The sequence below is a fragment of the Bradyrhizobium sp. CIAT3101 genome, assembly GCF_029714945.1.
Classification (GTDB): domain Bacteria; phylum Pseudomonadota; class Alphaproteobacteria; order Rhizobiales; family Xanthobacteraceae; genus Bradyrhizobium.
Genome location: NZ_CP121634.1, coordinates 4,701,002 through 4,725,746 on the forward strand (window position 1 = coordinate 4,701,002; position 24,745 = coordinate 4,725,746).

Annotated in this window: 23 protein-coding genes; 9 read left to right on the forward strand and 14 right to left on the reverse strand. The window is 64.2% G+C overall.

The window, feature by feature from the left end:
- The 3 genes from QA645_RS22210 to QA645_RS22220 form a co-directional block, all read right to left on the reverse strand.
- The gene (locus tag QA645_RS22210) at positions 1–1,323 is read right to left on the reverse strand and encodes an alpha/beta fold hydrolase (protein WP_283043925.1); all 1,323 of its coding nucleotides are present in this window, start codon (positions 1,321–1,323) and stop codon (positions 1–3) included.
- Between the two features lie 77 nt (positions 1,324–1,400).
- Positions 1,401–3,395 carry a primary-amine oxidase gene (locus QA645_RS22215; RefSeq protein WP_283043926.1) on the reverse strand — a complete coding sequence of 665 codons (1,995 nt, stop codon included), beginning with the start codon at positions 3,393–3,395 and terminating at the stop codon, positions 1,401–1,403.
- A 15-nt stretch (positions 3,396–3,410) separates the two neighbouring features.
- On the reverse strand, positions 3,411–4,607 hold the full coding sequence (locus QA645_RS22220) for a serine hydrolase (protein WP_283043927.1): 1,197 nt from the start codon (positions 4,605–4,607) through the stop codon (positions 3,411–3,413).
- Between the two features lie 185 nt (positions 4,608–4,792).
- Here QA645_RS22220 and QA645_RS22225 point away from each other — a divergent pair, with 185 nt between their 5' ends.
- Entirely contained in the window at positions 4,793–5,776 is a 984-nt protein-coding gene (locus QA645_RS22225) for a helix-turn-helix domain-containing protein (protein ID WP_283043928.1), read from the forward strand.
- Positions 5,777–5,791: 15 nt separating this feature from the next.
- Here QA645_RS22225 and QA645_RS22230 read toward each other — a convergent pair whose 3' ends face one another.
- The 6 genes from QA645_RS22230 to QA645_RS22255 all read right to left on the reverse strand — a co-directional run bounded on the left by QA645_RS22230 (position 5,792) and on the right by QA645_RS22255 (position 12,322).
- The gene (locus QA645_RS22230; protein WP_283043929.1) at positions 5,792–6,565 is read right to left on the reverse strand and encodes a MetQ/NlpA family ABC transporter substrate-binding protein; all 774 of its coding nucleotides are present in this window, start codon (positions 6,563–6,565) and stop codon (positions 5,792–5,794) included.
- 29 nt (positions 6,566–6,594) lie between these two features.
- Complete coding sequence (locus QA645_RS22235) at positions 6,595–7,260, reverse strand: methionine ABC transporter permease (protein ID WP_283043930.1); 666 nt, start codon at positions 7,258–7,260, stop codon at positions 6,595–6,597.
- The gene (locus QA645_RS22240; protein ID WP_283043931.1) at positions 7,250–8,371 is read right to left on the reverse strand and encodes a methionine ABC transporter ATP-binding protein; all 1,122 of its coding nucleotides are present in this window, start codon (positions 8,369–8,371) and stop codon (positions 7,250–7,252) included. Before QA645_RS22240 ends, QA645_RS22235 begins: the two co-directional genes overlap by 11 nt.
- Before the next feature lie 233 nt (positions 8,372–8,604).
- Positions 8,605–10,047 carry a DASS family sodium-coupled anion symporter gene (locus tag QA645_RS22245; protein WP_283043932.1) on the reverse strand — a complete coding sequence of 481 codons (1,443 nt, stop codon included), beginning with the start codon at positions 10,045–10,047 and terminating at the stop codon, positions 8,605–8,607.
- A 105-nt stretch (positions 10,048–10,152) separates the two neighbouring features.
- Positions 10,153–11,391 carry a sensor domain-containing diguanylate cyclase gene (locus tag QA645_RS22250; protein WP_283043933.1) on the reverse strand — a complete coding sequence of 413 codons (1,239 nt, stop codon included), beginning with the start codon at positions 11,389–11,391 and terminating at the stop codon, positions 10,153–10,155.
- Between the two features lie 124 nt (positions 11,392–11,515).
- On the reverse strand, positions 11,516–12,322 hold the full coding sequence (locus tag QA645_RS22255; protein ID WP_283043934.1) for an enoyl-CoA hydratase/isomerase family protein: 807 nt from the start codon (positions 12,320–12,322) through the stop codon (positions 11,516–11,518).
- 121 nt (positions 12,323–12,443) lie between these two features.
- Between QA645_RS22255 and nthA the strand changes: the two genes are divergently transcribed.
- Genes nthA through QA645_RS22270 form a run of 3 tightly spaced genes read left to right on the forward strand, consistent with a single transcriptional unit; the run spans position 12,444 to position 14,112 of the window.
- Entirely contained in the window at positions 12,444–13,079 is a 636-nt protein-coding gene (gene nthA / locus QA645_RS22260; RefSeq protein ID WP_283053294.1) for a nitrile hydratase subunit alpha, read from the forward strand.
- The gene (nthB, locus tag QA645_RS22265; protein ID WP_283043935.1) at positions 13,076–13,735 is read left to right on the forward strand and encodes a nitrile hydratase subunit beta; all 660 of its coding nucleotides are present in this window, start codon (positions 13,076–13,078) and stop codon (positions 13,733–13,735) included. Before nthA ends, nthB begins: the two co-directional genes overlap by 4 nt.
- Positions 13,735–14,112: a nitrile hydratase accessory protein gene (locus QA645_RS22270; protein ID WP_283043936.1), complete on the forward strand. Its 378-nt coding sequence runs from the start codon at positions 13,735–13,737 to the stop codon at positions 14,110–14,112. Before nthB ends, QA645_RS22270 begins: the two co-directional genes overlap by 1 nt.
- Positions 14,113–14,285: 173 nt before the next feature.
- Here the strand turns inward: QA645_RS22270 and queC are convergent, their stop codons facing one another.
- Positions 14,286–14,999: a 7-cyano-7-deazaguanine synthase QueC gene (gene queC, locus QA645_RS22275; protein WP_283043937.1), complete on the reverse strand. Its 714-nt coding sequence runs from the start codon at positions 14,997–14,999 to the stop codon at positions 14,286–14,288.
- A gap of 131 nt (positions 15,000–15,130) precedes the next feature.
- Here queC and QA645_RS22280 point away from each other — a divergent pair, with 131 nt between their 5' ends.
- The 4 genes from QA645_RS22280 (at position 15,131) to QA645_RS22295 (ending at position 18,431) form a co-directional block, all read left to right on the forward strand.
- A complete protein-coding gene (locus tag QA645_RS22280) occupies positions 15,131–15,658 on the forward strand; it encodes a hypothetical protein (protein ID WP_283043938.1) in 528 nt (175 codons plus the stop codon).
- A 101-nt stretch (positions 15,659–15,759) separates the two neighbouring features.
- Entirely contained in the window at positions 15,760–16,590 is an 831-nt protein-coding gene (gene mazG / locus QA645_RS22285; RefSeq protein WP_283043939.1) for a nucleoside triphosphate pyrophosphohydrolase, read from the forward strand.
- Between the two features lie 242 nt (positions 16,591–16,832).
- Positions 16,833–17,861 (forward strand): DUF2278 family protein, encoded by a 1,029-nt coding sequence (locus tag QA645_RS22290; protein WP_283043940.1) that lies wholly within the window; start codon positions 16,833–16,835, stop codon positions 17,859–17,861.
- A 111-nt stretch (positions 17,862–17,972) separates the two neighbouring features.
- The gene (locus QA645_RS22295) at positions 17,973–18,431 is read left to right on the forward strand and encodes a GNAT family N-acetyltransferase (protein ID WP_283043941.1); all 459 of its coding nucleotides are present in this window, start codon (positions 17,973–17,975) and stop codon (positions 18,429–18,431) included.
- Between the two features lie 154 nt (positions 18,432–18,585).
- On the opposite strand, the gene hflX is transcribed toward QA645_RS22295, so the two are convergent.
- The 4 genes from hflX to QA645_RS22315 all read right to left on the reverse strand — a co-directional run bounded on the left by hflX (position 18,586) and on the right by QA645_RS22315 (position 24,300).
- A complete protein-coding gene (hflX, locus tag QA645_RS22300) occupies positions 18,586–19,971 on the reverse strand; it encodes a GTPase HflX (RefSeq protein WP_283043942.1) in 1,386 nt (461 codons plus the stop codon).
- A gap of 11 nt (positions 19,972–19,982) precedes the next feature.
- Complete coding sequence (gene hfq / locus QA645_RS22305) at positions 19,983–20,231, reverse strand: RNA chaperone Hfq (RefSeq protein WP_007591126.1); 249 nt, start codon at positions 20,229–20,231, stop codon at positions 19,983–19,985.
- A gap of 236 nt (positions 20,232–20,467) precedes the next feature.
- Positions 20,468–21,838, reverse strand: coding sequence for a sigma-54 dependent transcriptional regulator (locus tag QA645_RS22310; protein WP_194475938.1), 1,371 nt, complete (start codon positions 21,836–21,838; stop codon positions 20,468–20,470).
- 17 nt (positions 21,839–21,855) lie between these two features.
- Positions 21,856–24,300, reverse strand: coding sequence for an ATP-binding protein (locus tag QA645_RS22315; RefSeq protein ID WP_283043943.1), 2,445 nt, complete (start codon positions 24,298–24,300; stop codon positions 21,856–21,858).
- A 179-nt stretch (positions 24,301–24,479) separates the two neighbouring features.
- Here QA645_RS22315 and QA645_RS22320 point away from each other — a divergent pair, with 179 nt between their 5' ends.
- A complete protein-coding gene (locus QA645_RS22320) occupies positions 24,480–24,626 on the forward strand; it encodes a hypothetical protein (protein WP_254131417.1) in 147 nt (48 codons plus the stop codon).
- The last annotated feature ends 119 nt before the right edge of the window (positions 24,627–24,745 follow it).

Here is a 24,745-nt window from a genome sequence, read left to right on the forward strand (position 1 = left end):
TTACAGGCTGGCGGCGAAGATATCCCATCGGCCCGGCAGGCCCTTGAATTCGTGCGAACCACGCGCGGCGAAGCTCAAACCCGCGCCGGCAACCAGATCAGTTACGACCCTTGAGACCAAAACCTCGTCAGCGTTCGAATGCCCCATGACGCGCGCTGCCGCGTGTACCGCAATCCCGCCGATGTCGCCGCCCCTGATCTCAATCTCACCTGTGTGAAGACCCGCTCGCACCGCCAGACCCAGTTGCTTCGAGGAATGACTGAAAGCTAGCGCGCAACGAACCGCGCGGCCGGGACCGTCGAATGTCGCCAGGATGCCATCACCTGTGCTTTTTATGAACGTGCCGCGATGCTGCTGGATGACGTCTTTTGCCAACTGATCATGCCGGTCCAGAACCTGTCGCCATTTCAGGTCTCCCATATTGGCAGCGTTGCGCGTGGAATCGACGATATCGGTGAAAAGCACGGTCGCCAAAACCCGCTCCCTGTCGCGCGATGAGCTTTCGCGGCTGCCCGTGATGAACTCTTCGACGTCTCCTAACAGGGTGTCGGCGTCACCGGAGCCCAGTATGTGATCACCATCCGGGTACTCGATATATTTGGCGTCGGGAATCTTCCTTGCGAGATTTCGTCCGGCTTGCACCGGAATGAGAGCGTCCGTCTCGCGGTGAAGGATCAATGTTGGTACTCGCACCACCGACAATATGGACTCGACGTCGATAGCGGCGTTCAGCAAGGAAAAGGACTTGAACGCCCCTGGGCTGGCAGACAGCCTTTCAAACTTGGCGAAATGTTTGACCGCCTCAGGGTTATGAGCCTCACTCGGATTGATAAGATTGATCAATCCCCCCGTTCCCCACGCCTTTGCACGTTCGGACACGAGCGCTGCGTAGTTCGCGACCTTTTGGGCCGGTGAGCTCGCAAAGCCGGCGTACAGAATGAGATGAGAGACGCGATCGGGGTATGTCGCGGCAAACAAGATGCTCATTGCCGAACCTTCGGAGATACCCATCAGGGCCGCGCGGGGCGAACCGATTTCATCCATGATGGCTCGAACGTCGTCCATGCGCTGTTCAAGCGAGGGAGCATCCGGCATTCTGTCGGAGAGGCCCTGGCCTCGCTTGTCAAAGGTGACGACCCGGGCGAAATGAGCCAGGCGCCGCAACGAGGTCGTGTATCCCGGGCCTTCATGCATGAACTCGACATGGGACACCATGCCGGGGACGATGATGAGATCGATCGGTCCTTCACCGATTGTTTGATATGCGATGTTGAGCTCCCCGCTTAGCGCGTAGCGGGTCACAGGCAATTCGAAATCGCTCATCGGGCGCCTCCACGACCGTCGTGGATGTTGCGCTCCCGCCAATGCCTGAGCAAGCCCCTACCACGCGGTCTGCAGACCTAGCCCTTGTGACAGCATGACCCGCTGCCGGCGTCCTTCTGCTCACCTGCAAGCACGCTGCGGCTGTTGCGGTCCGGCGGGATGTCGCCGGCGGCATTGGCCGCGAAGAAGCCGGTCGGCTTCAGCGTGAAGCCGGCATATTCGACCGGCATGATCGGAAAATCCTCGGGCTTGCAGATGTGGGTGTGGCCGAAAGAGTGCCACAGCACGATATCGGTATTCTCGATGTTGCGGTTCTGCGCGGCATAGCGCGGCAACCCATCGCCGCCGGCATGGTTGTTGGGATAATCGCCGCTGGCGTACTTTTCCGCCGCGTCGAAGGCCGTCACCCAAACATGCTTGGTCGCGAAGCCGCCGCGCCTTCGGACGTAGCTGCCCTCCTGGGCCAGCATCAGAGGGCTTGGATTAACCACGAGCTTGTAGGCCGGCGCGTTGCCGACCGAATTGGTCTCGTTGGGATTGCTGATCTTCCAGAACCGACCGGTCTCGCCATTGGCAATGGCGGCGGCATCGCGCTCACGTGACAGCACGCGCGTGGTGGCGTCGAACGCATTGCCGTGCGGATTGTCCGCCCCCCAGGGCCGCGGCACGAACTCGTGCTCGCTGACGGTGTTGCCGCCGCCGTCGAGATCCATGTGCATGCGCACGTTGAAGAAGTGCTGGTGCGTCGGGCCGCCGAGATTGTCGTCGACCATCCCGCCCCATTTGTACTTTTCGCCAGACGGTACGGCGGCGGTCTGGATGATGCCGGTGAGTTTTGTCTCTAACTGGATCGTGCCGTCCTGGTAGAGATACCAGTAGAAGCCGTAGTCGTAATTTCCGACGGTGGCGAAGAACGAAATCACGAGCCGCCGCGAGCGCCGCACCTCGAACAGGCCGTTGCGGAATTCGTAGTGCTTCCAAGCAATTCCGTAGTCTTCTTCATGCATGCAGATAGCGTTCTGCATGACGAAGGGTTTTCCATTGTTGTCGGCGGCCGGCACGTTGAAATAGTGGATGTTGCCGAGGCAGTCGCAGCCGAGCTCGAGCGCATTGGCGAGCATGCCGAGGCCGTATTCGCCGGCATCGAACGCCGACTTCCAGAAATGGTTCGCGCTGGGATCGGCGTAAGGCACCACCATCTCGGTGACGCTGGCGCGATGGATCAGCGACCGCTTGCGCGCGCCGTCCTGGTAGGCGAGCTGATGCAGCACCAGCCCTTCGCGCGGCGTGAAGCCGACGCGAAAACTCCATTTCTGCCAGTCGACCTTCCAGCCATCGACCTCAAAGCTCGCGCCCTCGGGCTGCTCGATATGCAGCGGCTTGATGTCGGTTCGCGTATTGGTGACTTCATGCGCGCCGTAATTCCGCTTCTTGCGCGGGATCGGCACGATCGGGTCCCCGTCAGTGAGGTCGAGCACTTTGCCGCTGATGAGGTCGACGACCGCGACCACGCCCTCGATCGGATGAGCATAGCCGTTGTCCTGGAGATGTTCGCGAAAGAAGCTGACAGCGCGGACGATGCGCGCGCCGCGCTCATACTCAAAGTCGAAGAAGCCCGAGGAGAACGGATCGACCTGAACCAGCTCGATGTCCTTGTCGGTGAGGCCACGCCGGTACATCGCATTTCGCCAGCCGGGATCGGCCTTGACCATGGCCTCGCACTTGATGATTTCCTCGAGCATCACCGACGGCTGCCCATAGGGCGCCTCCCGGTTCGGAATGACTTTTCGGGCGACGATCTCGTTGCGGGCGAGATCGACGATGTGTTCGATCGCCTCTCCTGTCGCGACATCGAGTGTCAGCGCGAACGCACGACGCGGCACGCCACCCGCGGCCAGCTCCTGCTTGGTCGGCTCTTCCAGCCGCACCGTTGGGAAGCGACAATTCTCCGGCGAGGCTGAGGCCGAACGCACCAGGGTGCAGGCCGCGGTGATCTCCTCGGCGGTCAGCGGGTCGAGCGGATGCGGCGTCGCGCTCTGCGCCTGCGATTTGGCTTTGACTGTATCGAGCATGGTGATGTCCAGAGATCAGCGCGGAGCGAGATGTGTGGTGATGGCGCGGTAGGCCGCGAACCAGCGTTGGTCGATCGGGACGTCCATCGCCTTGGGCTGCGTCGCGAGCTTGACGATGACGGTGTCCGTTTCGAGATCGACATAAAGGTGCTGGCCGTGGATGCCGATCGCGGTGAGCGCGTTGCGCGCCGGATCGATCGTGAACCATTTGCTGCGGTAGCGCGCGCCCGGGAAGAATTCCGCGAGGTCACCGTCAGCCCAGGCTTTGGGATCGCCGTTCTCGCGGATATCGTCGACCCACCAGCCCGGCACGACCTGCCGTCCCTCGACCACGCCGCGGTTGCGCATCATCTCGCCAAAGCGCAGCAGGTCGCGCGCGGTGACGGAGATACCGCCGGCGATGCGGCCCATGCCGTGGCTGTCGAGCGTGAGCGAGCCGTCCTCCTCGGCGCCCAGGGGCTGCCAGAGATATTCCGAGAGGATGCGATGGTAGGGCATGCCGCAGGCGCGCTCATAGACCCAGCCGAGCACCTCGGTGTTGGTCGAGACGTAGTGGAACACCTTGCCGTGCGGCTTGCCGGTGCCGCGGAGCGTCGCGAGATAGGCGCGCTGATGGCCGGGCTCGATACCCGGCGGTGGCACATCCCAGCCCGATGAGAAGCGGTACCGCGCGACGTCGCCGGCGGGGTCCTCGTAGTCTTCCTCGAATTGGATCGCGACGGCCATGTCGAGCAGGTTGCGCACGGTGCAGGTGCCGTAAACCGAAGTCTCGAGCTCCGGCACGTAGCGCACCACCCTCGCCTCCGGATCGACCAGGCCGCGCGCCGCCAGCACGCCGCCGAGCGTCCCGGCGATCGCCTTGCTGATCGAGCAGATCAGGTGCGGCGTGGTCACGCCCATGCCGTCGCCATACCATTCGTGGATCAACGTGCCTCGATGCATCACGAGCAGCGTGTCGGACTGGGTCTCGCGCAGCGTCGCCTCGATCGTGGTCGCCTTGCCGTCGGGCGCGGTGAAGCCGAGCTTTGCCAACTCGCGTGGTGCGCTGGGAATTGGCGTCGGATGCGCGGAGCGACGGATGTCGGCGGTCGGCAGCACTTCGCGAACGTGCGTGAAGCCCCAGCGGATCGCTGGAAAACTGCGCCAGTTGGCGCGGGTCACCTGGGCCTCCGGTGCGGGCGGGCTGCCGCGCATGATCTCGGTCGGTCGCATCTCGATCCCTCCGCAAGGCGCGATCCCAACCCCGGTGTCGGGAACGGCTGGGGAGGAAGACTGCACGGAAGGCCGCGCGGGGCGTTATCGAAATCCCGCAATATTTTGCTGGACTCGGACGCAGGGCGTGCCAGTCTTGGCGCAGTTCTTGCTGGTTTTCGTCTGACAAAATCTGACGTCCGATCATGGCCTTAAGCGCAACTCTTCCGATTCAGGACTCGGCTGCCAGCCTGCTTCAGGCTGATAGCACCGACGTCGACGAGCATTGCGCCAAGCTCGGCCGCTGGAGGCTGAGCTACGACCAGATCAGCGCCGGGGCGTTCCGGGGCAGCTTTACGCAACTGACCCTGCCCCGGCTTGAGGTGTTTCGCGAGATCACCAGCCAGCAAGTGCGCCAATACGGCCAGTTAGGTGCCGACAGTTTTGGCATCGGCCTGCCTTGGGACGGCGACGGCGAACTCAGCTGTAACGGAACCAGCGCGAGAGGCGCCCGCGTGCTCGCCAGCATCGATGCCGAGATCGACATGTGCACGCCGAGGGCCTTCGAGCTGCGCGGCGTCGTTGCCAGCACGGTGCTGATCGCGGAGCTTGCAGCCCGGCTCGATATCGAGTTGCCGCGCGCCGTCTGGCACCAGCTGCGGGTGATCGAGACGGCCGAAGCGCCTGTCGCGCGGCTGCGCGCCCATCTCGCCGCCATTCAGGAGACCATTACGATCGCGCCCGAGCGCCTTGACGATCCGGCCGCCCGGCAGGCGCTGGAAGACGCCCTCCTCGTCGAGATCATGGACATGCTGCCGACTGCACGCCCGAGCGATCCCGGCCGCAGTTCGGCGGCACGGAAGCGGACCGTGGATCGTGCCCGCGAGCTGATGCATGGCAGCGGTGAGCGCGCGCTGTCGCTGCTGGAGGTCTGCAAGGCGGTCGGCGCCAGCCCGCGCAAGCTCGGCTATTGCTTCCAGGAGGTGGTGGGCACCAGCCCGATGCACTATTGGCGCGCGATGCGGCTGAACCGCGTGCGGCGCGACCTCAAGCGCGGTACTGATGCGTCAATCTACGACGTCGCCGTGCAGCACGGCTTCTGGCACTTCAGCCAGTTCTCGCTCGACTACAAGCGCCACTTCGCAGAGCTGCCCTCGGAGACGCTGCGGCGCGCCAGGCTCGCGGCCTGACGCGCCTGCGCGAGCCTACCAGGTCGGAAGGTAGGTGCCCTTGAAGCGCGTCTCCAGGAACGCCTTCACCTGATCGGAGTGATAGGCCTCGATCAACTGCTTCACCCAGGGCTTGTCCTTGTCTTCTTCGCGGACGGCGAGGATGTTGACCCTGGGACCGTCCGGATTCTCCTGCGCAACCGCATCCTTTGACGGATTGAGGCCGGCCTGCACGGCGTAATTGTTGTTGATCGAGACCAGATCGACGTCCTGGAGCGCGCGCGGAAGCTGGGCCGCGTCGAGCTCGACGAAGCGGAGCTTCTTCGGGTTGTCGGTGATATCCGCAATCGTGGAGCTGACGTCGTTCGGGTTCTTCAGCTTGATCAGGCCGTGCAGCGCCAGGATCATCAGGCCGCGGGCGCCGTTGGAGGGATCGTTGGCGATGGCGACGCGGGCGCCTTCGGGCAGCTCAGCGAGCTTCTTGTATTTTTGCGAGTAGACGCCCTGCGGCGAGCCGATCGTGGTCGCGACCTTGACGATCTTCCAGCCGGTCTTCGAAATCTGGTTCTTCAGGTAAGGCTCGTGCTGAAACGAGTTGGCCTCGAGGTCCTTCAGTGCCAGCGCCTGGTTCGGGATCACATAGTCGGTGAACTCGACGACCTTGATGTCGAGGCCGCGCTCGGCGCCGACCTTCTTCACGACGTCCATGATCTCGGCGTGGGGACCGGCGGTCACGCCGACGCGAATGGTTTCGGCTCTCGCCGTGGTCGCAAGCAAGGCTGCAGCCGCAAGGGTTGCGAGAAAACGCATTGGTGTCTCCAGTTTCGAAAACGTTTGGATCAGCGATGCCGCAGCCGGCGGTTGACCCGGCGCGCCAGATAATCGCCTGCGCTCTGGACCAGCTGCACCAGCGCGATCAGCACGACCACGACGGCCAGCATCATCTCCGGCATGAAGCGCTGATAGCCGTAGCGGATGCCGAGATCGCCAAGTCCGCCGCCGCCGACGGCGCCGACCATGGCGGAGTAGCCGAGCAGGCTGACCACCGCGAGCGTCAGCGCCAGCAGCAGGCCGGGCAGCGCCTCGGGGATCAAGACCTTGAACACGATCTGGATCGGCGAGGCCCCGAACGAGGACGCGGTCTCGATCAGGCCGCCATCGACCTCGCGGATCGCGGCCTCGACGAGGCGCGCGATGAACGGCGTCGATGCAATCACCAGCGGGACGATCGCCGCGGTCGAGCCGATCGAGGTGCCGGCAATCAGCCGCGTGAACGGGATGATGGCAACGACGAGGATGATGAAGGGCGTCGAGCGCGTCGCATTGACGACGATGCCGAGCACGCGATTGACGGCGGGAGCCGCGAACAGCTCGCCCTTCCGGCTGGTCGCAAGGAAGACGCCGAGCGGCAGGCCGAAGGCGGTGCCGAGCAGCGCCGCAATGCCGACCATGTAGAGGCTCTCGCCCGTGGCCTGGATAATCAGGTTGATGAGTTCAGGCGACATAGCCGAGACGCTCCGCCGAGAATTGATATTGAGACAGCCAGGCCAGCGTGCGCGCCGCAGCGCTGTCTCCGCCGGGAATGCCGAGCACCAGCGATCCCACATGCTGGCCGCCGATCTCGTCGATGCGCGCCGAGAGCAGCGAGACGTCGAGGCCGAGCTCGCGGGCAAGCCGCGCGATCAGCGTGTCTCCCGCCCCTGCCCCGCGCACCTGGACGCGGATCACGGCGTGGCTGCCCGGCTCCTGCACGATCCGGCTGGCCAGAGAGACCGGCAGGCTGTCGCCGGTCACCTCGGCCAGGAAGGACTGGGTGATCGGATGTTTGGGATGGGTGAAGATATCCGCGACGTGGCCGCTCTCGACGACGTGGCCGGCATCGAGCACGACGACTTCCTTGGCGAGCTGGCGCACGACGGACATTTCATGGGTGATCAGCACGATGGTCACGCCGAGCTCGCGGTTGATGTTCGCAAGCAGATCGAGGATCGCGCGCGTGGTCTGCGGATCGAGCGCGGAGGTCGCCTCGTCCGACAGCAGCACGCTCGGCCGCGTCGCCAGCGCGCGGGCAATGCCGACGCGCTGCTTCTGGCCACCGGAAAGTTCCGAGGGGTAACGGTCGTGCTTGTCGGCGATCCCGACGAGGTCGAGCAGCTCGGCCACACGAGCCTTGATGTCGGCCTTGGACCAGCCGGCGATCTCCAGCGGCAGCGCGATGTTATCGGCCGCGGTGCGCGACGACAGCAGGTTGAAGTGCTGGAAGATCATGCCGATCGAGCGCTGCGCGAGCCGCAAGTCCCGCCCGGTGAGCGCCGAGATGTCCTTGCCATCGACGACGACGCGGCCCGTGGTCGGCTTCTCCAGCCCGTTGATCAGCCGAACCAGGCTCGACTTGCCGGCGCCGGAGCGGCCGATCACGCCGGTGATGGAACCACGCGCGATCGCGAAATCGATGCCTTCCAGCGCATTGACGCCGGGCTTGCCGCGATAGGCCGGATAGGTCTTCGAGATGTCGGCGAAACGGACCATGGCTTCCGGTTCAGCCGCGGTGTCCTTGATCTCGACCGGCTCTCCGATCACCAGCGATGGGTGCGCATTCATGGAAGCGACTTTCATGCACGATATTTAGCTCGCCCGCCCGAGAGGCGCACGAGAACCAGGTCGCCATCCAAGCGACGGAGGGTGGAACAGTGGCAGGTGCCGAACGGCGACGCTGCACTGCAGCACACCATCGCCTTTTCCAGTCTTTCTTGCAATTTCAGATATTTGCTGGCGATTGGGCGAAGTTTTCCCAATCCCCCGACTGGGAAGAAAATTCGTCTGCCGGGGGTATCAGCCTGCGGCCGGGCTCACCGGACCATTTGCAGCCAGGGCAGCACGATCAGCAGCAGCCCGGCGAAATAGAGCACTCCGAAGATCAGGCCAAAGCCCCAGAACTGCCCCTTCCCGATATAGCCGCTGCCGTAATACATCGGCGCCGGACCCGTGGCGTAAGGCGAGATCACGCCCATCAGGCCGAGCGAGTACATGCAGAGCATCGCCAGCGTCGTCACCGGCAGATCGGCGATACCGGAACCGACCGCGAGCACGACGGGCAGCACGGCAGCGGCATGCGAGGTGATGCTCGAGAAGAAATAGTGGATCCAGAAGAACAGCGCGACCAGCAGGATCATCGCGGTCGACGGCGTGAGGCCTGCGAGCGGTTTGGCGAATTCGTTCGCAAACCATTTGATGAAGCCGATCTCGTTGAGGCCCGAGGCCAGCGTGAGCAGCGAGGTGAAATAGAAGAACACCTCCCACGCGCTCTTCTCGCTGACGATGTCGGCGAACTCGATCACGCCGGTCACCAGCATCAGCGAGATCACGATGAACACGACGGTCGTGGCATTGACGAAGTTCGAGCCGAGCACGGGCACATGGATGTCCGGGCTCGAGCCCGCGATCCACAGGAACATCGCGAGGATGATCAGCGCCAGCATGATCCACTCGTTGCGCGACATCGGGCCCATCTCCGCGAGCTCGTTCGCGGCCCAATCGGAGATCTCGGGGCTGTGCTTCACCTCCGGCCGGCAGATCGCGTAGCTGAGCAGCGGCACGAGGATCATCAGCAGAATGCCGAGCGGCGCGAAGCCGATGAACCACTGGCCCCAGCTCACTTCGACACCGACCGTCTTCTTGGCGATGGCGAGCGCCGCCGCGTTCGGCGCCAGTGCGGTGAAGAACAGCGAGCTGGTGATCGCGGTCGCCGCGAACGCGGTCCACATCACGTAGGTGCCGATCTTGCCGGCGGTCGGCCCCGGCTCGGAGCCGTAGATGCGCGGGATGTTGCTGATGATGGGATAGACGATGCCGCCGCTGCGCGCGGTGTTGGACGGCGTCGCGGGGGCAAGCAGGAAGTCGGACATCGCGACCGCGTAGCCGAGGCCGAGCGTGTTGCGTCCCAGGCGCCGCACGAGCACCAGTGCGATGCGCCGGCCGAGCTGGCTCTTGCGATAGCCGATCGAGAACACGAAGGCGCCGACGATCAGCCACACCGTGCTCTCGGCGAATCCTGCCAGCATCCAGCGCAGCGATTTGCCGGGATCGGGATCGACATAGCCGCCGACGCCTGCGACCGTCAGCCCGATCAGGCCGACCGCGCCGACCGGCATCGATTCCAGGATCAGCCCGGTGATGACGGCCGCGAACACTGCAAAATAGTGCCACTGATTGACGTTGAGGCCCGCCGGAACCGGCCACAGATAGATCGCGAGCCATACCACCAGCGGCGCAATCAGCTTCCAGCGATGCATTCTCGGTCCCTCCCGCGGCGTGCGCGGGATCGTTGACCGAGCCGCTGCCGCCAAAGCCTGTTACGGCACAGATCGGCGGGCGATTCAATGCCTGCGCGAAGCCGGCTAGCCGTCTGTCCCCGTCTTGGCGAGCGGCGCCATCAGGGAGCGGCGGTCGGACTCCACGACCCGGTTACGGCCCTGCCCCTTGGCCTGGTACAGCGCCGTGTCGGCCGCTGCCACCAGCATGTCGCCCTTCGGCACGTGCAGCGGCGTCACGGCAAGGCCGATCGACGCCGTGATGTTGCGCAATGGCGCGCCGTTGGGGATGTCGACATGCATTGCACGGACCGCATCGAGCACGGCATTGGCGCGTGACATGGCCGCGTCGATATCGGCGCCCGGCATCAGCACCAGGAATTCCTCGCCGCCGAAGCGGCCGACGATGTCGGTCTTGCGGATGGTCTTCTCGAGCACCGCGCCGAGCTCGCGCAGCACCGCATCGCCGGACTCGTGGCCGAAGGTGTCGTTGATCTTCTTGAAATGGTCGACGTCGATGATCAAGAGCGCCATCGTCTCGCCGGTGCGCATCGCCCGGCCGGATTCTCGCGCCAGCGCGTCCTCGAGGAAGCGGCGGTTGTAGAGGCCGGTGAGCTGGTCGCGGATGGCCTGGCTGCGCAACTGCTCGCGGAGCTGGAGGTTGGCGAGCGCCAGCGAAATCTGCTCGGCAAGCATCGTCGCAAGCTGGTCCGTGCCGGCGGCAAAGCAAGCATTGCCGGCTTCACGATAGAGCACGCCGAGCAGCGTGTTCTGTGCAACCAGGGGCTCGCAAACATAAGTGCCGACGCCGGCCTCGCAGCAGGCATGACCGCAGACGAGCCCCTGGCTCGCCTCGGAGACCGGGAATTTGGTGCCGCGGCGCAGTGCCCAGCAATCTTCCAGCGCAAACGCCTGCGATGTCGCGGCCACCTCGCCCCAGCGCGGCCCGCGTGTGACGCCGTCACGGGCGTCGTTCATCAGGTACAGCGCGCCCGCCTCCTCCGGAAACAGGAAGCCGGCATAGGTTTCGACCGCGGCAAAAACCTCGTCCGGCTTCTGGCAGGACTGCAGCAGGCCGGAAAGCTCGGTCAGCAGCGCGATTTCCTTGGTACGGATCTCGGCCGCCTTGAGCGATGAGGTCAGCCGGGCGTTGGTGTCCTGGAGTTGTCTCGCGTGATCGGCGCGTTCGGCTTCGAGCGCGATGAGCTTGCCGAACAGGCGGCGGGAGCGCAGCCAGATGCCGGCGACCAGCGCAATCAGCAGCGCGATCACAATGCCGCTGGCGAGAACCAAATCAGGCGCGATTTGCGTATCGGCGGCGAGCATGTCCGCAATTCCTTAACCACGAGCGCCCACCTCCGGGCGGAACATGCGGGGTGGATATCGTGAGGCCATTGAGAATGGGTTTGCGGCGCATCCCTCCTGTGCAAAGCGGTAAAGAAAGCGTTGGCTACCTTCCCTTAAACTTAGGCTTGCGCCGCGTCAGGAACGCCTCGACGCCCTCCTGGTGGTCCTCGCTGAGGCTCGCCAGCGCGAACTGGTCGAGATCCATGTGGCTGGCGAGATCGTCCAGCGCGTGCGCGAGCCGGTTGACGGTCAGTTTTGTCATGGCGACCGAGAGCGGCGGCTGGGCGGCCACCTTGCGCGCCAGCTCCATGGCGGCATCGAAGGCATGGCCGGGATCGACGACCTGCTCGACCAGGCCCCACTGATAGGCCTCGTCGGCGGAGATGCGCTCGCCGGCGAGGATCACCGCCTGCTTGGTACGGGCCGGTCCAATCAGATGCAGCATGCGCGGGATGCTCTGCCAGCTCATGTTCATGCCGAGCCCGATCTCGGGCACGCGCAGATGCGCATCGCCGCCCATCACGCGGAAGTCGAGTGCGACCGCAAGCGCCACGCCGCCGCCGACGCAAAAGCCTTCGATCGCCGCGATCGTGATCTGCTCCATCTCCTGCCATGCGTGCGTCAGGCGCGGTCCGAGCTTGAGATGCCGTCGCAGCGCGCCGAGATCCATCTCCTTGCGCGAGCGCCCTTCGGCGTCCTTCAAATCGAAGCCGGCGCTGAACGCCCCCGAATTGCCGGTCAGCACCACGACGGACGTCGCCGCGTCATCCTCGAAGGAGCGCGCCGCTGCGGTGAGCTGGCGCAGCGCCTCCGGCGACAGCGCATTGATGCCGTCATGACGGTCGAACCGCACAACCGCGATCCGCCCGTCGGGGCCGAGGCCCCTCTCGATCTTGACGAAGTCTTTCATGGGGCGCCTCCAAAGCTGATTTTCGATGATGTTAGCCCACAAACGACGTCACGAATATGGGACCGATCGCGCTGCAACGAAGGCTCGACAGGCAGGGACCATGCGCTTAATCTTTCGCGCCATGAGCCACGATCACGACCACCATCATCACCACGATCACGACCACTCGGAATTGTCGGAGACCGAGCTGCGCGTGCGCGCGCTCGAGACGATTCTGACCGAAAAGGGTTACGTCGAGCCGGCCGCGCTCGATGCCATCATCCAGGCCTATGAGACCAAGATCGGCCCGCACAACGGTGCGCGCGTCGTCGCCAAGGCCTGGACCGATCCGGCATTCAAGAAGGCACTGCTGGAGGACGGCAGCAAGGCGATCGGCACGCTCGGCCATGTCAGCCGCGTCGGGGACCATCTCGTCGTGGTCGAGAACACGCCGCAGCGGCACAACATGGTCGTGTGCACGCTGTGCTCCTGCTACCCCTGGGAAATGCTCGGGCTGCCGCCGGTCTGGTACAAGGCCTCGCCCTATCGCTCGCGCGCGGTGAAAGATCCGCGCGGCGTGCTCGCCGATTTCGACGTGACGCTGCCGAAGGACATCGAAATCCGGGTCTGGGATTCCACCGCGGAGACGCGCTTCCTGGTGCTGCCGATGCGGCCCGCAGGCACCGAGGGCTGGAGCGAGGAACAGCTCGCCGACCTCGTCACCCGCGACTCCATGATCGGCACGGGCTTCCCCAAGACGCCCGGAGCGCCGTCGTGAACGGCGTCCACGACATGGGCGGCATGGACGGGTTCGGCAAGGTCGAGCCCGAGCCGAACGAGCCTGTTTTCCACGAGGAGTGGGAGTCCCGCGTGCTGGCGATGGTGCGCGCGATGGGCGCGGCCGGCGCCTTCAACATCGACACCTCGCGCTTCTATCGCGAGACGCTGCCGCCGCATGTCTACCTCTCGAGCTCCTACTACAAGAAGTGGTTCCTCGGGCTCGAGGAGATGCTGATCGAGAAGGGCTACCTCACCCGCGAAGAGGTCGCCGCCGGTCATGCGATGCAGCCCGGCAAGGCGCTCAAGCATGGCAAGTTCGACCTCGCCAATGTCGAGCGCATCATGGTGCGCGGCAAGTTCGCCCGCCCTGCCCCCGCGGCCGCCAAATTCAACATCGGCGATCGCGTCCGTGCGAAGAACATCCACCCGACCACGCACACGCGGCTGCCGCGCTATGTGCGCGGGCATGTGGGTGTGGTCGAGCTGAACCATGGCTGCCACGTGTTTCCGGATTCCGCGGCGATGGAGCTTGGTGAGAATCCGCAGTGGCTCTACACCGTCGTATTCGACGGCCGCGACCTCTGGGGCGCGGATGGTGATCCGACGCTGAAAGTCTCGATCGACGCGTTCGAGCCTTATCTGGATCCGGCGTAATGAGCAGCAAGGCCGCTGCCGCTGCGACGGCAGCCATTCCGAGCATTCCGCGCGATGACGACGGCCCGGTGTTCCGCGCGCCCTGGGAAGCACACGCCTTCGCGATGGCGCTGACGCTGCACGACCGCGGCGTGTTCACCTGGCCGGAATGGGCCGCAGCCTTGGCCGATGAGATCAAGCGCGCGCAGGCCGCCGGAGATCCCGATACGGGCGAGACCTATTATCTGCACTGGCTCGCCACCCTGGAGGGGCTCGTCGCCCGCAAGGGCGTGGCGTCGATCGACACGATGCATCGCTATCGCAATGCCTGGGATCACGCCGCCGATCGCACCCCGCATGGCAAGCCGATCGAGCTGCGGGACGAGGATTTTGGCTAGCTAGTGCCTCGCTCTCATGTCCCGGACGCGCTGCAGCGTGCAACGCTGCGGCGCAGAGCCGGGACCCAGAAAGCCACAGAGCATCCTACACAGACATGGGCCCCGGCTCTGCAGCGCACCGCTGAAGTAGCGCTGCGCCGCGTCCGGGGCACGAGAGGAGTCTGGCGAGGCAACTACCTCCCCGCCACAAACTCACGCCATCCCTTCGCGCGCAGGCTGCACGCCGGGCACTCGCCGCAGCCATAGCCCCAATCGTGCTGCGCGCCGCGTTCGCCGAGATAGCAGGTGTGCGACTGCTCGCGGATGAGATCGACGAGCCCCGCGCCGCCGAGGTCATGCGCCAGCTTCCACGTCGCCGCCTTGTCGATCCACATCAGCGGCGTATGCAACTCGAACTTGCGGGCCATGCCGAGCGAGAGCGCGGCCTGCATCGCGCGGATGGTGTCGTCGCGGCAATCGGGATAGCCGGAATAGTCGGTCTCGCACATGCCGCCGACGATGTGGGTGATGCCCCGGCGATACGCCAGCGCTGCGGCGAACGTCAAAAACACCAGATTGCGGCCGGGCACGAAGGTATTCGGCAGGCCGTCAGCGCCCATCGCGATTGCGACGTCGCGCGTCAGCGCGGTCTCAGACACGGCGGCCAGCGTCGGGATCGACAGCGTATGGCTCTCGCCGAGCTTGGCGGCCCAATCGGCACGCAAGCCCTTGATGCCGTCGAACAGCCGGTCGCGGCAATCGAGCTCGACGGCGTGGCGTTGCCCGTAGTCGAACCCCAGCGTTTCCACGCGCGCGAAGCGGCTGAGCGCCCAGGCAAGGCTGGTGGTGGAATCCTGGCCGCCGGAAAACAGCACCAGCGCGGTTTGTGATGAAAATGCGTCGCTCATGGGCTTCAATTAATCCACATCGCCGACGCCAGCAATGCAGGAACACGCAGGAGCCTCGCACCAAAGAGCCCATCCATTGCCGCCTTATGCTCGCTCTGGTAGTGTGCTAACATTGCCACACGATCCAATGGATGGAAGACCGTATGGGCTATTTTGAGGGGGTGACTAGTAGCAGTTTCAAGATCACGGAGGATGGTCGCCGGCTGTTCTTTCCATGGGGGACGCTGGGCCGGGGATACGTTCTTCGCTCGGAGGAGGATTATCGGCGCCTCCTCGCCCAAGTGAAGGCCTTCATGGTGGTTTCGTTCGCGCTCATCCTCGTGCCCAACTTGCTTCGCGCCTATGTCCTTGCCGCAACGTTGACGATTGTCCCGATTGGATTCTACGGGGTATGGATGTGGCTGTTGCTGCGCCGATTAGAGGTTGCTGACGAGCGACTGTCCTTCCAGGAAAGCATGACATCCCAGGCCCGCGCTCACGGCGCCGCGGTGCTCTGGCTAATGGCAGTCGGCTCGCTGCTACTCGCGCTCGGTGGGTTATTCCTGCTGATCACGAAGCACGAGAAGCTGCTTGGGTCCGCCGCCACTGCTTTCTTCGGCCTTTGCGCAGTGGCTTTCGTTTTCATGCTCATTCTTAGAAGTCGGACGGCCGACGCCTAGTTGCAGCTCGTCGGTGGAAATCGAGCCGATTCCTGCCCGTCCCGCTGTGATCGGGCGGACGGTTTTGGCATAAAGCCGGAAACACGCAACTCCGGTGCCCAATGACCCCTTCCCGCGACATTTCCCGCCTGATCGAGATCATGGCCGCGCTGCGCACGCCGGTGACCGGCTGCCCCTGGGACCTCGAGCAGGATTTTTCGACGATCGCGCCCTACACGATCGAGGAGGCCTATGAGGTGGTCGACGCGATCGACCGCAACGATCTCGACGACCTCAGAGAGGAGCTCGGCGACCTCCTGTTGCAGGTCGTGTTCCACGCCCAGATGGCCTCCGAGCAGAACGCCTTTGCCTTCGGTGATGTCGTCGAGGCGATCACGCGAAAAATGATCCGGCGTCATCCCCATGTCTTCGCCGACAAGGAGGGCAATCTCGCCTCCTCCCATGTCAAGGAAGTCTGGGATCGCATCAAGGCCGAAGAGAAGGCCGAACGCGCTGCGCGCCGTCCGCCGGAGGCAACGCCGCCGCACAAATCTCTGCTGTCGGGCGTCAAGGCCGGCCAGCCCGCGCTGACCCGCGCCATGGAGCTGCAGCGCAAGGCCTCCACCGTCGGCTTCGACTGGAACGATCCGCGCGCGGTGCTGCAAAAGATCCGTGAGGAAGCGGACGAGATCGAGGCCGCGCTGGATCGGAACGACAAGCAGGAGATCGCGGAGGAAACCGGCGACCTCATGTTCGCCCTCGTCAACCTCGCCCGCCATGTCGATGCCGATCCGGAAGCCGCATTGCGTGCGACCAACGCAAAATTCGAAAAGCGCTTTGCCTATATCGAACGCGCACTGGAGGCGCAGGGGCGCACGCTGGAGCAGGCCTCGCTGGCGGAGATGGACGCGCTGTGGAACGAGGCAAAGGGTGAAGCGGCATCGGAGGGATAAAAGGCGGTCCGCCGCTAGCCTTGCGGCATTCACCGCATGCAGCTCCGCCCAACCGGCGCGATTTGATACAGACAAAGGTCAGTCCCCTTTCCTGAATGCAGCGATGCCGCCCTGCCAGAGCGTAAAGTCCGGCTCGGGGCTTGGTGGATCACCCGTCTTTCAAGCCATCAAATCGTCACGACCGACAGTCTAGAGTTGAACGGCGAAGCCAGCGCAGCCGTAACCCATGGCAGGTGAGTGCGATGCCACTGAAGAGCTATTCGGTCCTCAAGGGACGCCCGATCGCGATGCGTTTCGGCACCGGCCAGTCGCCGCACTACCAGGTCCATATCGTGGCCGACAACGCGGACTTCCGCATCGCCGTCAATGTGCAGTCAGCCGACGGAAGCGAAGTCGAATTCCTGGTGCGGTCGCCCTTTGTCCATCCGATCACCGATCAACTCGCGGCGCTGCCGCAAGGGCTGCATGCGCAACCGCCGAAACCGGGCGGGGTCGCGCTCGACTTCATTCGCGGCAATCTGATGCAGCCGCAGGAAATGACTCCGCTGCCGCTGTCTGCGCCTGGACCGGATAACGACCTCAACGAGAAGCTCAACCAGTTCGTCCAGCGCGCACTCTCGGACGAGAGCGCGATAATGTACGCATTCGGCGACACATGGGGACCGGAGACGAAGGCGGACAATTATTTCGGCTTCCGTCCGGGCCGCGGCATTCACGACATCCATATGAACCAGGGAAACCCGATCGGAAGCTTCTCGGCCGACAACGGCCCGTGGCAGGACGGCGGACTCGTATTCGAATTCCCCAATCAAAAGCTTTGGACCGCGGTCTTCCTCAAATTCCAGACGCAGGCCTGGCACACCGACGACAAGACCGGTGATCCAATCGATCTCGGTGGAGGCACGCCGACGCCGCCGCCAGATCCGACGACACCTCCGACCGGGCAACTGCCGGATGGTCTCGTGCGCGTCATCGCGGCACTCGTCAACGCCGTGAAGACGCCCGAGCGGGAGGTCGTCACGCTGCTCAATACGGCCGATCGCGACATCGATCTCACCGGCTGGATGCTGGCCGACAAGCAGAAGAACAAGATGGTCCTGTCAGGGACAATCGCGGCCGGGGGCACGCTCGCCGTCGTCGTGCAGGCGCCGATGCAATTGTCGAACCAGGGTGGCATCATTTCGTTGCTGGACGCGAATGGTGTCAAGATCCACGGCGTCGCCTATACCAAGGCGCAAGCGAAAACCCCGGGGCTGACCATTCCGTTCTAGGGCTCGCAGTCACAGGTCTCGACGTTCGACTTGGCATTTTGGTCGTCGGATCGCCCGGAAGCGGTTACTTATGGGGCGAGGACGAGGACTAGTCTCAAGTTCGAGGGCATTGTGGACATCAGGCAAGACGATCCGAAGGCGGCACATGTCGCCGATTTGTTGGCGCATCATCTGAGAGAGCTGCAGAGCGTCATGGGTGAACACGCGCAGGCACTCGACGCGAGCGGTCTTTCGGCTGCGTCAGTGACGTTCTGGACCGCCTGGCAGGACGGCACGCTGGCCGGCTTCGGTGCCCTGAAGCAGTTCGATGCGACACATGGCGAAGTGAAGTCGATGCGCGCCGCGCCGACCGCGCGGCGGACCGGTGCCGGGCGCATGATTTTGAACCACATCATTGCCGAGGGGCGTAAGCGCGGATATGCGCGTCTCAGCCTGGAGACTGGCACCGCGCTGCTGCATGAACCTGCGATCGCGCTCTACCGCAGCGCCGGCTTCGTCTCATGTGCACCGTTCGCCGACTATCAGGCGAGCCCGCACAACCAGTTCATGAGCCTCGATCTGTCCAAATAGTTCACTTCACACTCCGCTGTCGTCCTGGCGAAAGCCAGGACCCATTACCCCAGCGAGTGGTTTGGCGAAGGCTCGTAGTTACACGTAGATTGGTACTCAGACCGCTCTACCTCGATAGATCACGCGGTATGGGTCCTGGCTTTCGCCAGGACGACTACGGGGCCGACAGACGCGGCACGGCATCGAACCTGTTCACCACGATATCCCGCTTGGTCTCGTCCACGCGCACGGTCATGTCGAAGCGGCCGTCATGCAGCTCCTTGGCCAGCACCTCGGAATTGCGGTGCAGCCAGGAGATGCCGGCGCCGTCGGCGGCGTCGATCGAGAGATCGAGCGTTGTGCGCTTGGCGGCGAGGCGTTCCTCGATGGCGCTCAGCAGCGCATCGATCCCCTCGCCTGACACGGCGGAGACCAGCATGGCCGGGTGATCCTCAGGCCGGCGCGCCGCGATATTCAACAGCTCTTCGCGCTGTTCGGAATCGTAGCGGTCGATCTTGTTCCAGACCTCGATGATGCGGCCGGAGTCATCCGGATTGATACCGAGCTGGCGCAGCACGGCGTCGACGTCGCTCTGCTGCGCCTCAGCGTCTTCATGAGAGATGTCGCGGACATGCAGGATGACGTCGGCTTCCAGCACCTCCTCGAGCGTGGCGCGGAAGGCGGCGACGAGCTGCGTCGGCAGATTGGAGATGAAGCCAACGGTGTCCGACAACATCGCCTTGCCGCCATGCGGCAGCGTCAGCGCGCGCAAGGTGGGATCGAGCGTTGCGAACAGCATGTCGGCGGCCTGCACGTCGGCGCGGGTCAGGCGGTTGAACAGCGTCGATTTGCCGGCATTGGTGTAGCCGACCAGCGCAACCACGCGATACGGCACGCGCTGGCGGCCGGCGCGATGCAGCCGCCGCGTCGCCTGCACCTTCTTCAGCTCGCCCTCGAGTTTGGAGATGCGTTCCTGGATCAGGCGGCGGTCGGCCTCGATCTGCGTCTCGCCCGGACCGCCCATGAAGCCGAAACCGCCGCGCTGGCGTTCGAGATGGGTCCAGGAGCGCACCAGGCGCGAGCGCTGGTAGTTGAGATGGGCGAGTTCGACCTGAAGCGAGCCTTCCTTGGTCTTGGCGCGGCGGCCGAAGATTTCGAGAATGAGTCCGGTGCGGTCGAGCACCTTGGCGTGCAACTCCTTCTCGAGATTGCGCTGCTGGATGGGCGCGAGCGCGCAATCCATCACCACGAGCTCGGCCTCGAGGCTCTTGGCCAGCGCTGCGATCTCCTCGACCTTGCCCTTGCCGATATAGGTCGCGGGCCGGATCTGGCTGATCGGCGCGATGATCGCATCCGCAATGACGAGATCGATGGCGCGCGCGAGGCCGGCGGCTTCGTCGAGCCGCGCCTCGGCATCGCGCTGGATATGACTCTCCGATTGCGCGTCGGCACCGCCTGCGCGCACCCGCAAATAGGGGCCGATGACAAGCACCCGCCCCGTCTGCTTAGCCCCTGCCGACCGCGGACGATCGGCATCCCCGTCGAAATTCCGGGGTTCCAATCAGAGCACTCTCAAGCCGGCTGATCCTCGCCGCCTTCGAACAGCTGGATCGGAGCGCCCGGCATGATGGTCGAGATCGCATGCTTGTAGACGAGCTGCGAATGACCGTCGCGCCGAAGCAGCAAACAGAAATTGTCGAACCAGGTCACGATGCCCTGGAGCTTCACTCCGTTGACCAGAAAGATCGTCAGTGGCGTTTTGGTTTTGCGAACGTGATTGAGGAAGGTGTCCTGCAGGTTTTGTGCGCGGTCTGCCGCCATTGTTTTTTTCTCGCTTTGAGTTTCTTTTTATTGCGCCGGTTGCGACCCTGTTTTCAAAATTTGGGCCTTCTTCCGGTTGCCGTTCCTCATGAGATCCCCCTCGGAGGAACAGCCCCTTGATTAGAGGACAGGTCGGCTTATTAGGCAAGCCGCTTGACGCGGCAGGGCCCGTCCATTTTCTCCGAAAAACTACGGAAATAGATGATTTTTCTCGCTTATCCCCGGGGCGTCCGGCGTCAGCCCACGCCGAGCGCCTTCAACTTCCGGTGCAACGCCGAACGTTCCATGCCAACAAACTCGGCCGTACGAGAAATATTTCCTGAAAAACGACTGATCTGGGCAATCAAATAGTCGCGCTCGAATACTTCGCGGGCCTCGCGGAGCGGCAGGCCCATGATGTGCTCGCCATTGTTGCTGGTCGGCATCGCCGGCACCATCGAGCCGACGTCCTGCGGGAGCATATCGGCGGTGATGATCACCTCCGGTCCGCCTGCGGCCAGAATCATGACTCTTTCAACATTGTTGCGGAGCTGGCGCACATTGCCCGGCCAGACATGCGATTGCAGCACGGCCATCGCATCCTGCCCGATCTGCCGTTTGGGCAGGCCGCTGCCGGCCGAGATCTGCTCCATGAAATAGTCGATCAGCTCCGGAATGTCCTCGCGCCGCTCCGAGAGCGCGGGCACGCGGATCGGCACCACCGAGAGCCGATGATAGAGGTCCTCGCGGAAATGGCCGGCGGCGATCTCCTCTTCGAGATTGCGCGCGGTCGAGGAGATGATGCGGACGTCGACCTGCACCTTGGCGGTGCCGCCGACGCGCTGGAACGACTGCTCGACCAGCACGCGCAAGATCTTGTTCTGGGTCTCGCGCGGCATGTCCGCGATCTCGTCGATGAACAGCGTGCCGCCATGGGCCTCTTCGAGCGCGCCCGGCTTGCGCGGCTGCTCGCCGTTGGACTGCTCGACGCCGAACAGCTCGTGCTCCATGCGCTCGGGCGTGATCGCGGCGGCGTTGATGACGACGAAGGGGCCATCGGCGCGGCCTGAGGCCGTATGCAGCGTGCGCGCGGTCAGCTCCTTGCCGGCGCCGGCGGGGCCGACGATCAGGATGCGGCTGTTGGCCTTCGCGGCGCGCTCGATGGTCTGGCGCAACTGGTTCATGCTCGGCGAGCGGCCGACGAGCTGGCTGGCGCTCGGTGCGAGCTGCTTCAGCTCCTTGACCTCGCGCTTGAGCCGCGAGTTCTCCAGTGCGCGGTTGGCGACCAGGATCAGGCGATCGGCCTTGAACGGCTTCTCGATGAAATCATAGGCGCCGCGCTTGATCGCCGCGACCGCGGTCTCGATGTTGCCGTGGCCCGAGATCATCACCACAGGCAGATCGGCATTGTCCTTCTTGACCTGCTCGAGCAGTTGCAGGCCGTCGAGCTTGGAGCCCTGCAGCCAGATGTCGAGGAATACGAGGTGCGGCCGGCGATTGGCGATTTCGGCCAAAGCCGAGTCGCTGTCGCGCGCGGTGCGGGTGACGAATCCCTCGTCCTCGAGGATGCCCGCAACGAGATCCCGAATATCGGCCTCATCATCGACAATCAGAATTTCACTTGCCATGGGTCGCGCCTGTCTTGTCAGCTGCCTGTTGAGGCTTCGATTTTCGTTGAATCATTGGTCTTTTCAGCGGGCTCTTTGGTTTCGGCCGCCGGCTCTTTTGTTTCGTGCGCCGCGACGGAAGCCGCAGCCGTTTCCTTGATATCCGCCGTGGCTCCGGCCCTAGCCGCTGTCTCGGCCGGGTCCTTCGCCGGTTCTTTGACGGCCGGCGCCTGCACGGCTCCCTCGGCCTTCTTGGCCTCGCCGGAGATCGCAAAGCGCATCCGCATCCAGGCACCGCGCTGGCCTTCGCGGAAGTCGGAGGCGTCCTTCAGCTCGATGCGGCCGCCATGGTCTTCCAGCACGCGGCCGACGATGGCAAGGCCAAGGCCGGTGCCCTTGGCGCGCGTCGTCACATAGGGCTCGAGCAACCGCGAGCGCGCGACCTTGGGCAGTCCGATGCCGTTGTCGATCACGTCGATCAGCACGTCCTCGCCCTCGCGCGACACCACGACGTCGATGCGGCCCTTGCCGCCGTCCTTGCCGAGCTCTTCCGGCGGGACCTGCTCGATCGCCTCGGTCGCATTCTTGACGATGTTGGTGACCGCCTGCGAGATCAGCCGCCGGTCGAACTGGGCGCGCAGCGGATCGTCCTTGAACTCGGCCTCGATATCGAGCTCGGGATGGGCGACCTTCATCAGGAAGACCGCCTGCCGCACGGTGTCGGCGACGTCCTCGCCTTCCATCACGGGCTTCGGCATCCGCGCAAAGCGCGAGAACTCGTCGACCATGCGGCGGATGTCGTCGACCTGGCGCACGATGGTGTCGGTGCACTGGTCGAAGATCTGCTTGTCCTTGGCCTCGGTGATGTCCTTGCCGAACTTGCGGCGGATGCGCTCCGCGGAGAGCTGGATCGGCGTCAGCGGGTTCTTGATCTCGTGGGCGATGCGGCGCGCGACATCGCCCCAGGCCGAGGTGCGCTGCGCCGAGACCAGCTCGGTGATGTCGTCGAGCGTGATGATGTAGCTGTCGTGCGGCTGGTTCTTCTCGGCGCTGACCCGCACCGAAAGGTTTCGCTCGGTGCCATCGCGCGTGATGGTGATCTGGCCCTGTACCAGGCGCTGGGTCCCTTCCCGCGACGTCTTCATCATCTCGTCGAGCTCGGGCAGCACGTCGGAGAGCGGATGGCCGAGTGTTTCGGCCTCGGAATGACCGATCAGCTTCTCGGCTGAGCGGTTGAGAATGCCGACGCTGCCCGAGGTGTCGACGCCGATGATGCCGGCACTCGCCGAAGACAGCACGGCTTCGATGAAGCGGCGGCGGCTGTCGATGAGGTCGCTGGCATTGACGAGCTCGTCGCGCTGGCTGCGCAGTTCCTGCGTCATCTTGTTGAAGGTCTCGCCGAGCTGGGCGAGATCGCCCTCCGATTGATGCACGGGCACCTTCACATGGAGATCGCCGGTCGAAACCGTGTGGGCCGCGTTCATCAGCCGCCGGATCGGCGCCACCAGCGAGTTGGCGAAGTTGAGGCCGATCAGCACCGAGGCCATCAGAATGGTCAACGCGATCACCGCGAACATCAGCGCGAACGCCACCTGGATGCCGAGCCGGCGCGACTCGATCTGGGCGTACTCGGCGACGCTGATCTCGGTCTGCTTGAGCTGACTGACGACCTTCGGATCGAGCGGGCGGGCGACGTACAGGAACGTGTCGCTGAAGGCGCGCAGGCGGATCACCGCGGCGACATAGCTCGCATCCGGCAGCACCGCGATCTCGGGCTCATTCTCGTTGACGTTACTGAGGAAGTCCGGCGCCGGCGGCGAATAGGCCAGCCGCATGCCGGTGTCGGCGGACTCCAGGATATTGGTGTTCTTGTCGATGATCATCGCGCCCGGCAGGTTGCGGGAGCCGGCGCTGGCGGTCAGCAGCTCGCGGAACGACCGCCGATCCTGGTCGTAGAGCGGCCTTGCATGGGCGATGTCATTGGCCATGCCGAGAATGTCGCCGCGGATCAATTGCGCATGGTCCTGCATGTAGGCCCGCGCGATATCCAGCGAGTTCTGGATGACTTCCTTGGTCGGCCCCGAGAACAGCCGGTCGAGGCCGCGTTCGAGGGTGACGTTGGCGACGACGGAAACGAGCACCGCCGGCAGGACGGCGACGATCGAGAACAGGCTGACGATCTGGACATGCAGGCGCGCCGCCGCCCGGCCCCGCCGCCGCGCCAGGATCAGCTGCCAAAGCTCGCGCACGATGATGCCGACCAGCAGCAGGATCGTGCCCGCATTGATCAGGTAGAACGACCGGACCACCTCCGGCGTCGGATCGATCCTGGTAAGGCCGGTCAGGACGAGGAAGGTCAGGAGGCCCGACAACAGCGCCAGCGCCACCGCAAACGGCACCAGCCAGCGTCGCACCGACCAACGCCGGGGCTCTTCCGCTGGGGCCGTGTCAAAGGATGCGGCCGAGGTATCTGCGCTGGTCATTCCGGCAATGGGGTGCTGAAAACGGGTCCGCTACGAGCGGCTACTGATGTATTCGTACCACATTGTTGCCGAATTGCGACAATTCCGCGGCGTCTCACCCGCGGCGGACGGGCGCATCCACAGGCGGATGCTGGTCAATTCCCCCGGAACAGAATCGGGCCGTTCCGGCTTGACCCGGCATGGACAGGATATTTCTCGCGATAATGGTGTCGGCCGTGCTGCTGCTGATCGTGGCGTCGGACCTGCTGGTCAATGGCCCCAGCAGGCAGGACCAGACAGCGGAGATGGCCAACATGCAGCCGGTCGTCGCGCGCCTGATCCGATAGGTGCGACGCCGCGCCCTGCGGCCGAATGACAAATTCGAACGTTCCAGCGGAACATTTCGGCCCGATTCGGACTTCTGCTCACCGCGTCAGCCACACAGGCCAGCGCGATCCGGACAGGC

What these genes read in the sequence shown, in the direction of transcription:
- QA645_RS22210 (WP_283043925.1), bottom strand. Translation starts at nt 1,323, where the DNA reads ATGAGCGATTTCGAATTGCCTGTGACCCGCTACGCGCTAAGCGGGGAG.
- QA645_RS22215 (WP_283043926.1), bottom strand. Translation starts at nt 3,395, where the DNA reads ATGCTCGATACAGTCAAAGCCAAATCGCAGGCGCAGAGCGCGACGCCG.
- QA645_RS22220 (WP_283043927.1), bottom strand. Translation starts at nt 4,607, where the DNA reads ATGCGACCGACCGAGATCATGCGCGGCAGCCCGCCCGCACCGGAGGCC.
- QA645_RS22225 (WP_283043928.1), top strand. Translation starts at nt 4,793, where the DNA reads ATGGCCTTAAGCGCAACTCTTCCGATTCAGGACTCGGCTGCCAGCCTG.
- QA645_RS22230 (WP_283043929.1), bottom strand. Translation starts at nt 6,565, where the DNA reads ATGCGTTTTCTCGCAACCCTTGCGGCTGCAGCCTTGCTTGCGACCACG.
- QA645_RS22235 (WP_283043930.1), bottom strand. Translation starts at nt 7,260, where the DNA reads ATGTCGCCTGAACTCATCAACCTGATTATCCAGGCCACGGGCGAGAGC.
- QA645_RS22240 (WP_283043931.1), bottom strand. Translation starts at nt 8,371, where the DNA reads ATGAAAGTCGCTTCCATGAATGCGCACCCATCGCTGGTGATCGGAGAG.
- QA645_RS22245 (WP_283043932.1), bottom strand. Translation starts at nt 10,047, where the DNA reads ATGCATCGCTGGAAGCTGATTGCGCCGCTGGTGGTATGGCTCGCGATC.
- QA645_RS22250 (WP_283043933.1), bottom strand. Translation starts at nt 11,391, where the DNA reads ATGCTCGCCGCCGATACGCAAATCGCGCCTGATTTGGTTCTCGCCAGC.
- QA645_RS22255 (WP_283043934.1), bottom strand. Translation starts at nt 12,322, where the DNA reads ATGAAAGACTTCGTCAAGATCGAGAGGGGCCTCGGCCCCGACGGGCGG.
- nthA (WP_283053294.1), top strand. Translation starts at nt 12,444, where the DNA reads ATGAGCCACGATCACGACCACCATCATCACCACGATCACGACCACTCG.
- QA645_RS22270 (WP_283043936.1), top strand. Translation starts at nt 13,735, where the DNA reads ATGAGCAGCAAGGCCGCTGCCGCTGCGACGGCAGCCATTCCGAGCATT.
- queC (WP_283043937.1), bottom strand. Translation starts at nt 14,999, where the DNA reads ATGAGCGACGCATTTTCATCACAAACCGCGCTGGTGCTGTTTTCCGGC.
- QA645_RS22280 (WP_283043938.1), top strand. Translation starts at nt 15,131, where the DNA reads ATGGAAGACCGTATGGGCTATTTTGAGGGGGTGACTAGTAGCAGTTTC.
- mazG (WP_283043939.1), top strand. Translation starts at nt 15,760, where the DNA reads ATGACCCCTTCCCGCGACATTTCCCGCCTGATCGAGATCATGGCCGCG.
- QA645_RS22290 (WP_283043940.1), top strand. Translation starts at nt 16,833, where the DNA reads ATGCCACTGAAGAGCTATTCGGTCCTCAAGGGACGCCCGATCGCGATG.
- hfq (WP_007591126.1), bottom strand. Translation starts at nt 20,231, where the DNA reads ATGGCGGCAGACCGCGCACAAAACCTGCAGGACACCTTCCTCAATCAC.
- QA645_RS22310 (WP_194475938.1), bottom strand. Translation starts at nt 21,838, where the DNA reads ATGGCAAGTGAAATTCTGATTGTCGATGATGAGGCCGATATTCGGGAT.
- QA645_RS22315 (WP_283043943.1), bottom strand. Translation starts at nt 24,300, where the DNA reads ATGACCAGCGCAGATACCTCGGCCGCATCCTTTGACACGGCCCCAGCG.
- QA645_RS22320 (WP_254131417.1), top strand. Translation starts at nt 24,480, where the DNA reads ATGGACAGGATATTTCTCGCGATAATGGTGTCGGCCGTGCTGCTGCTG.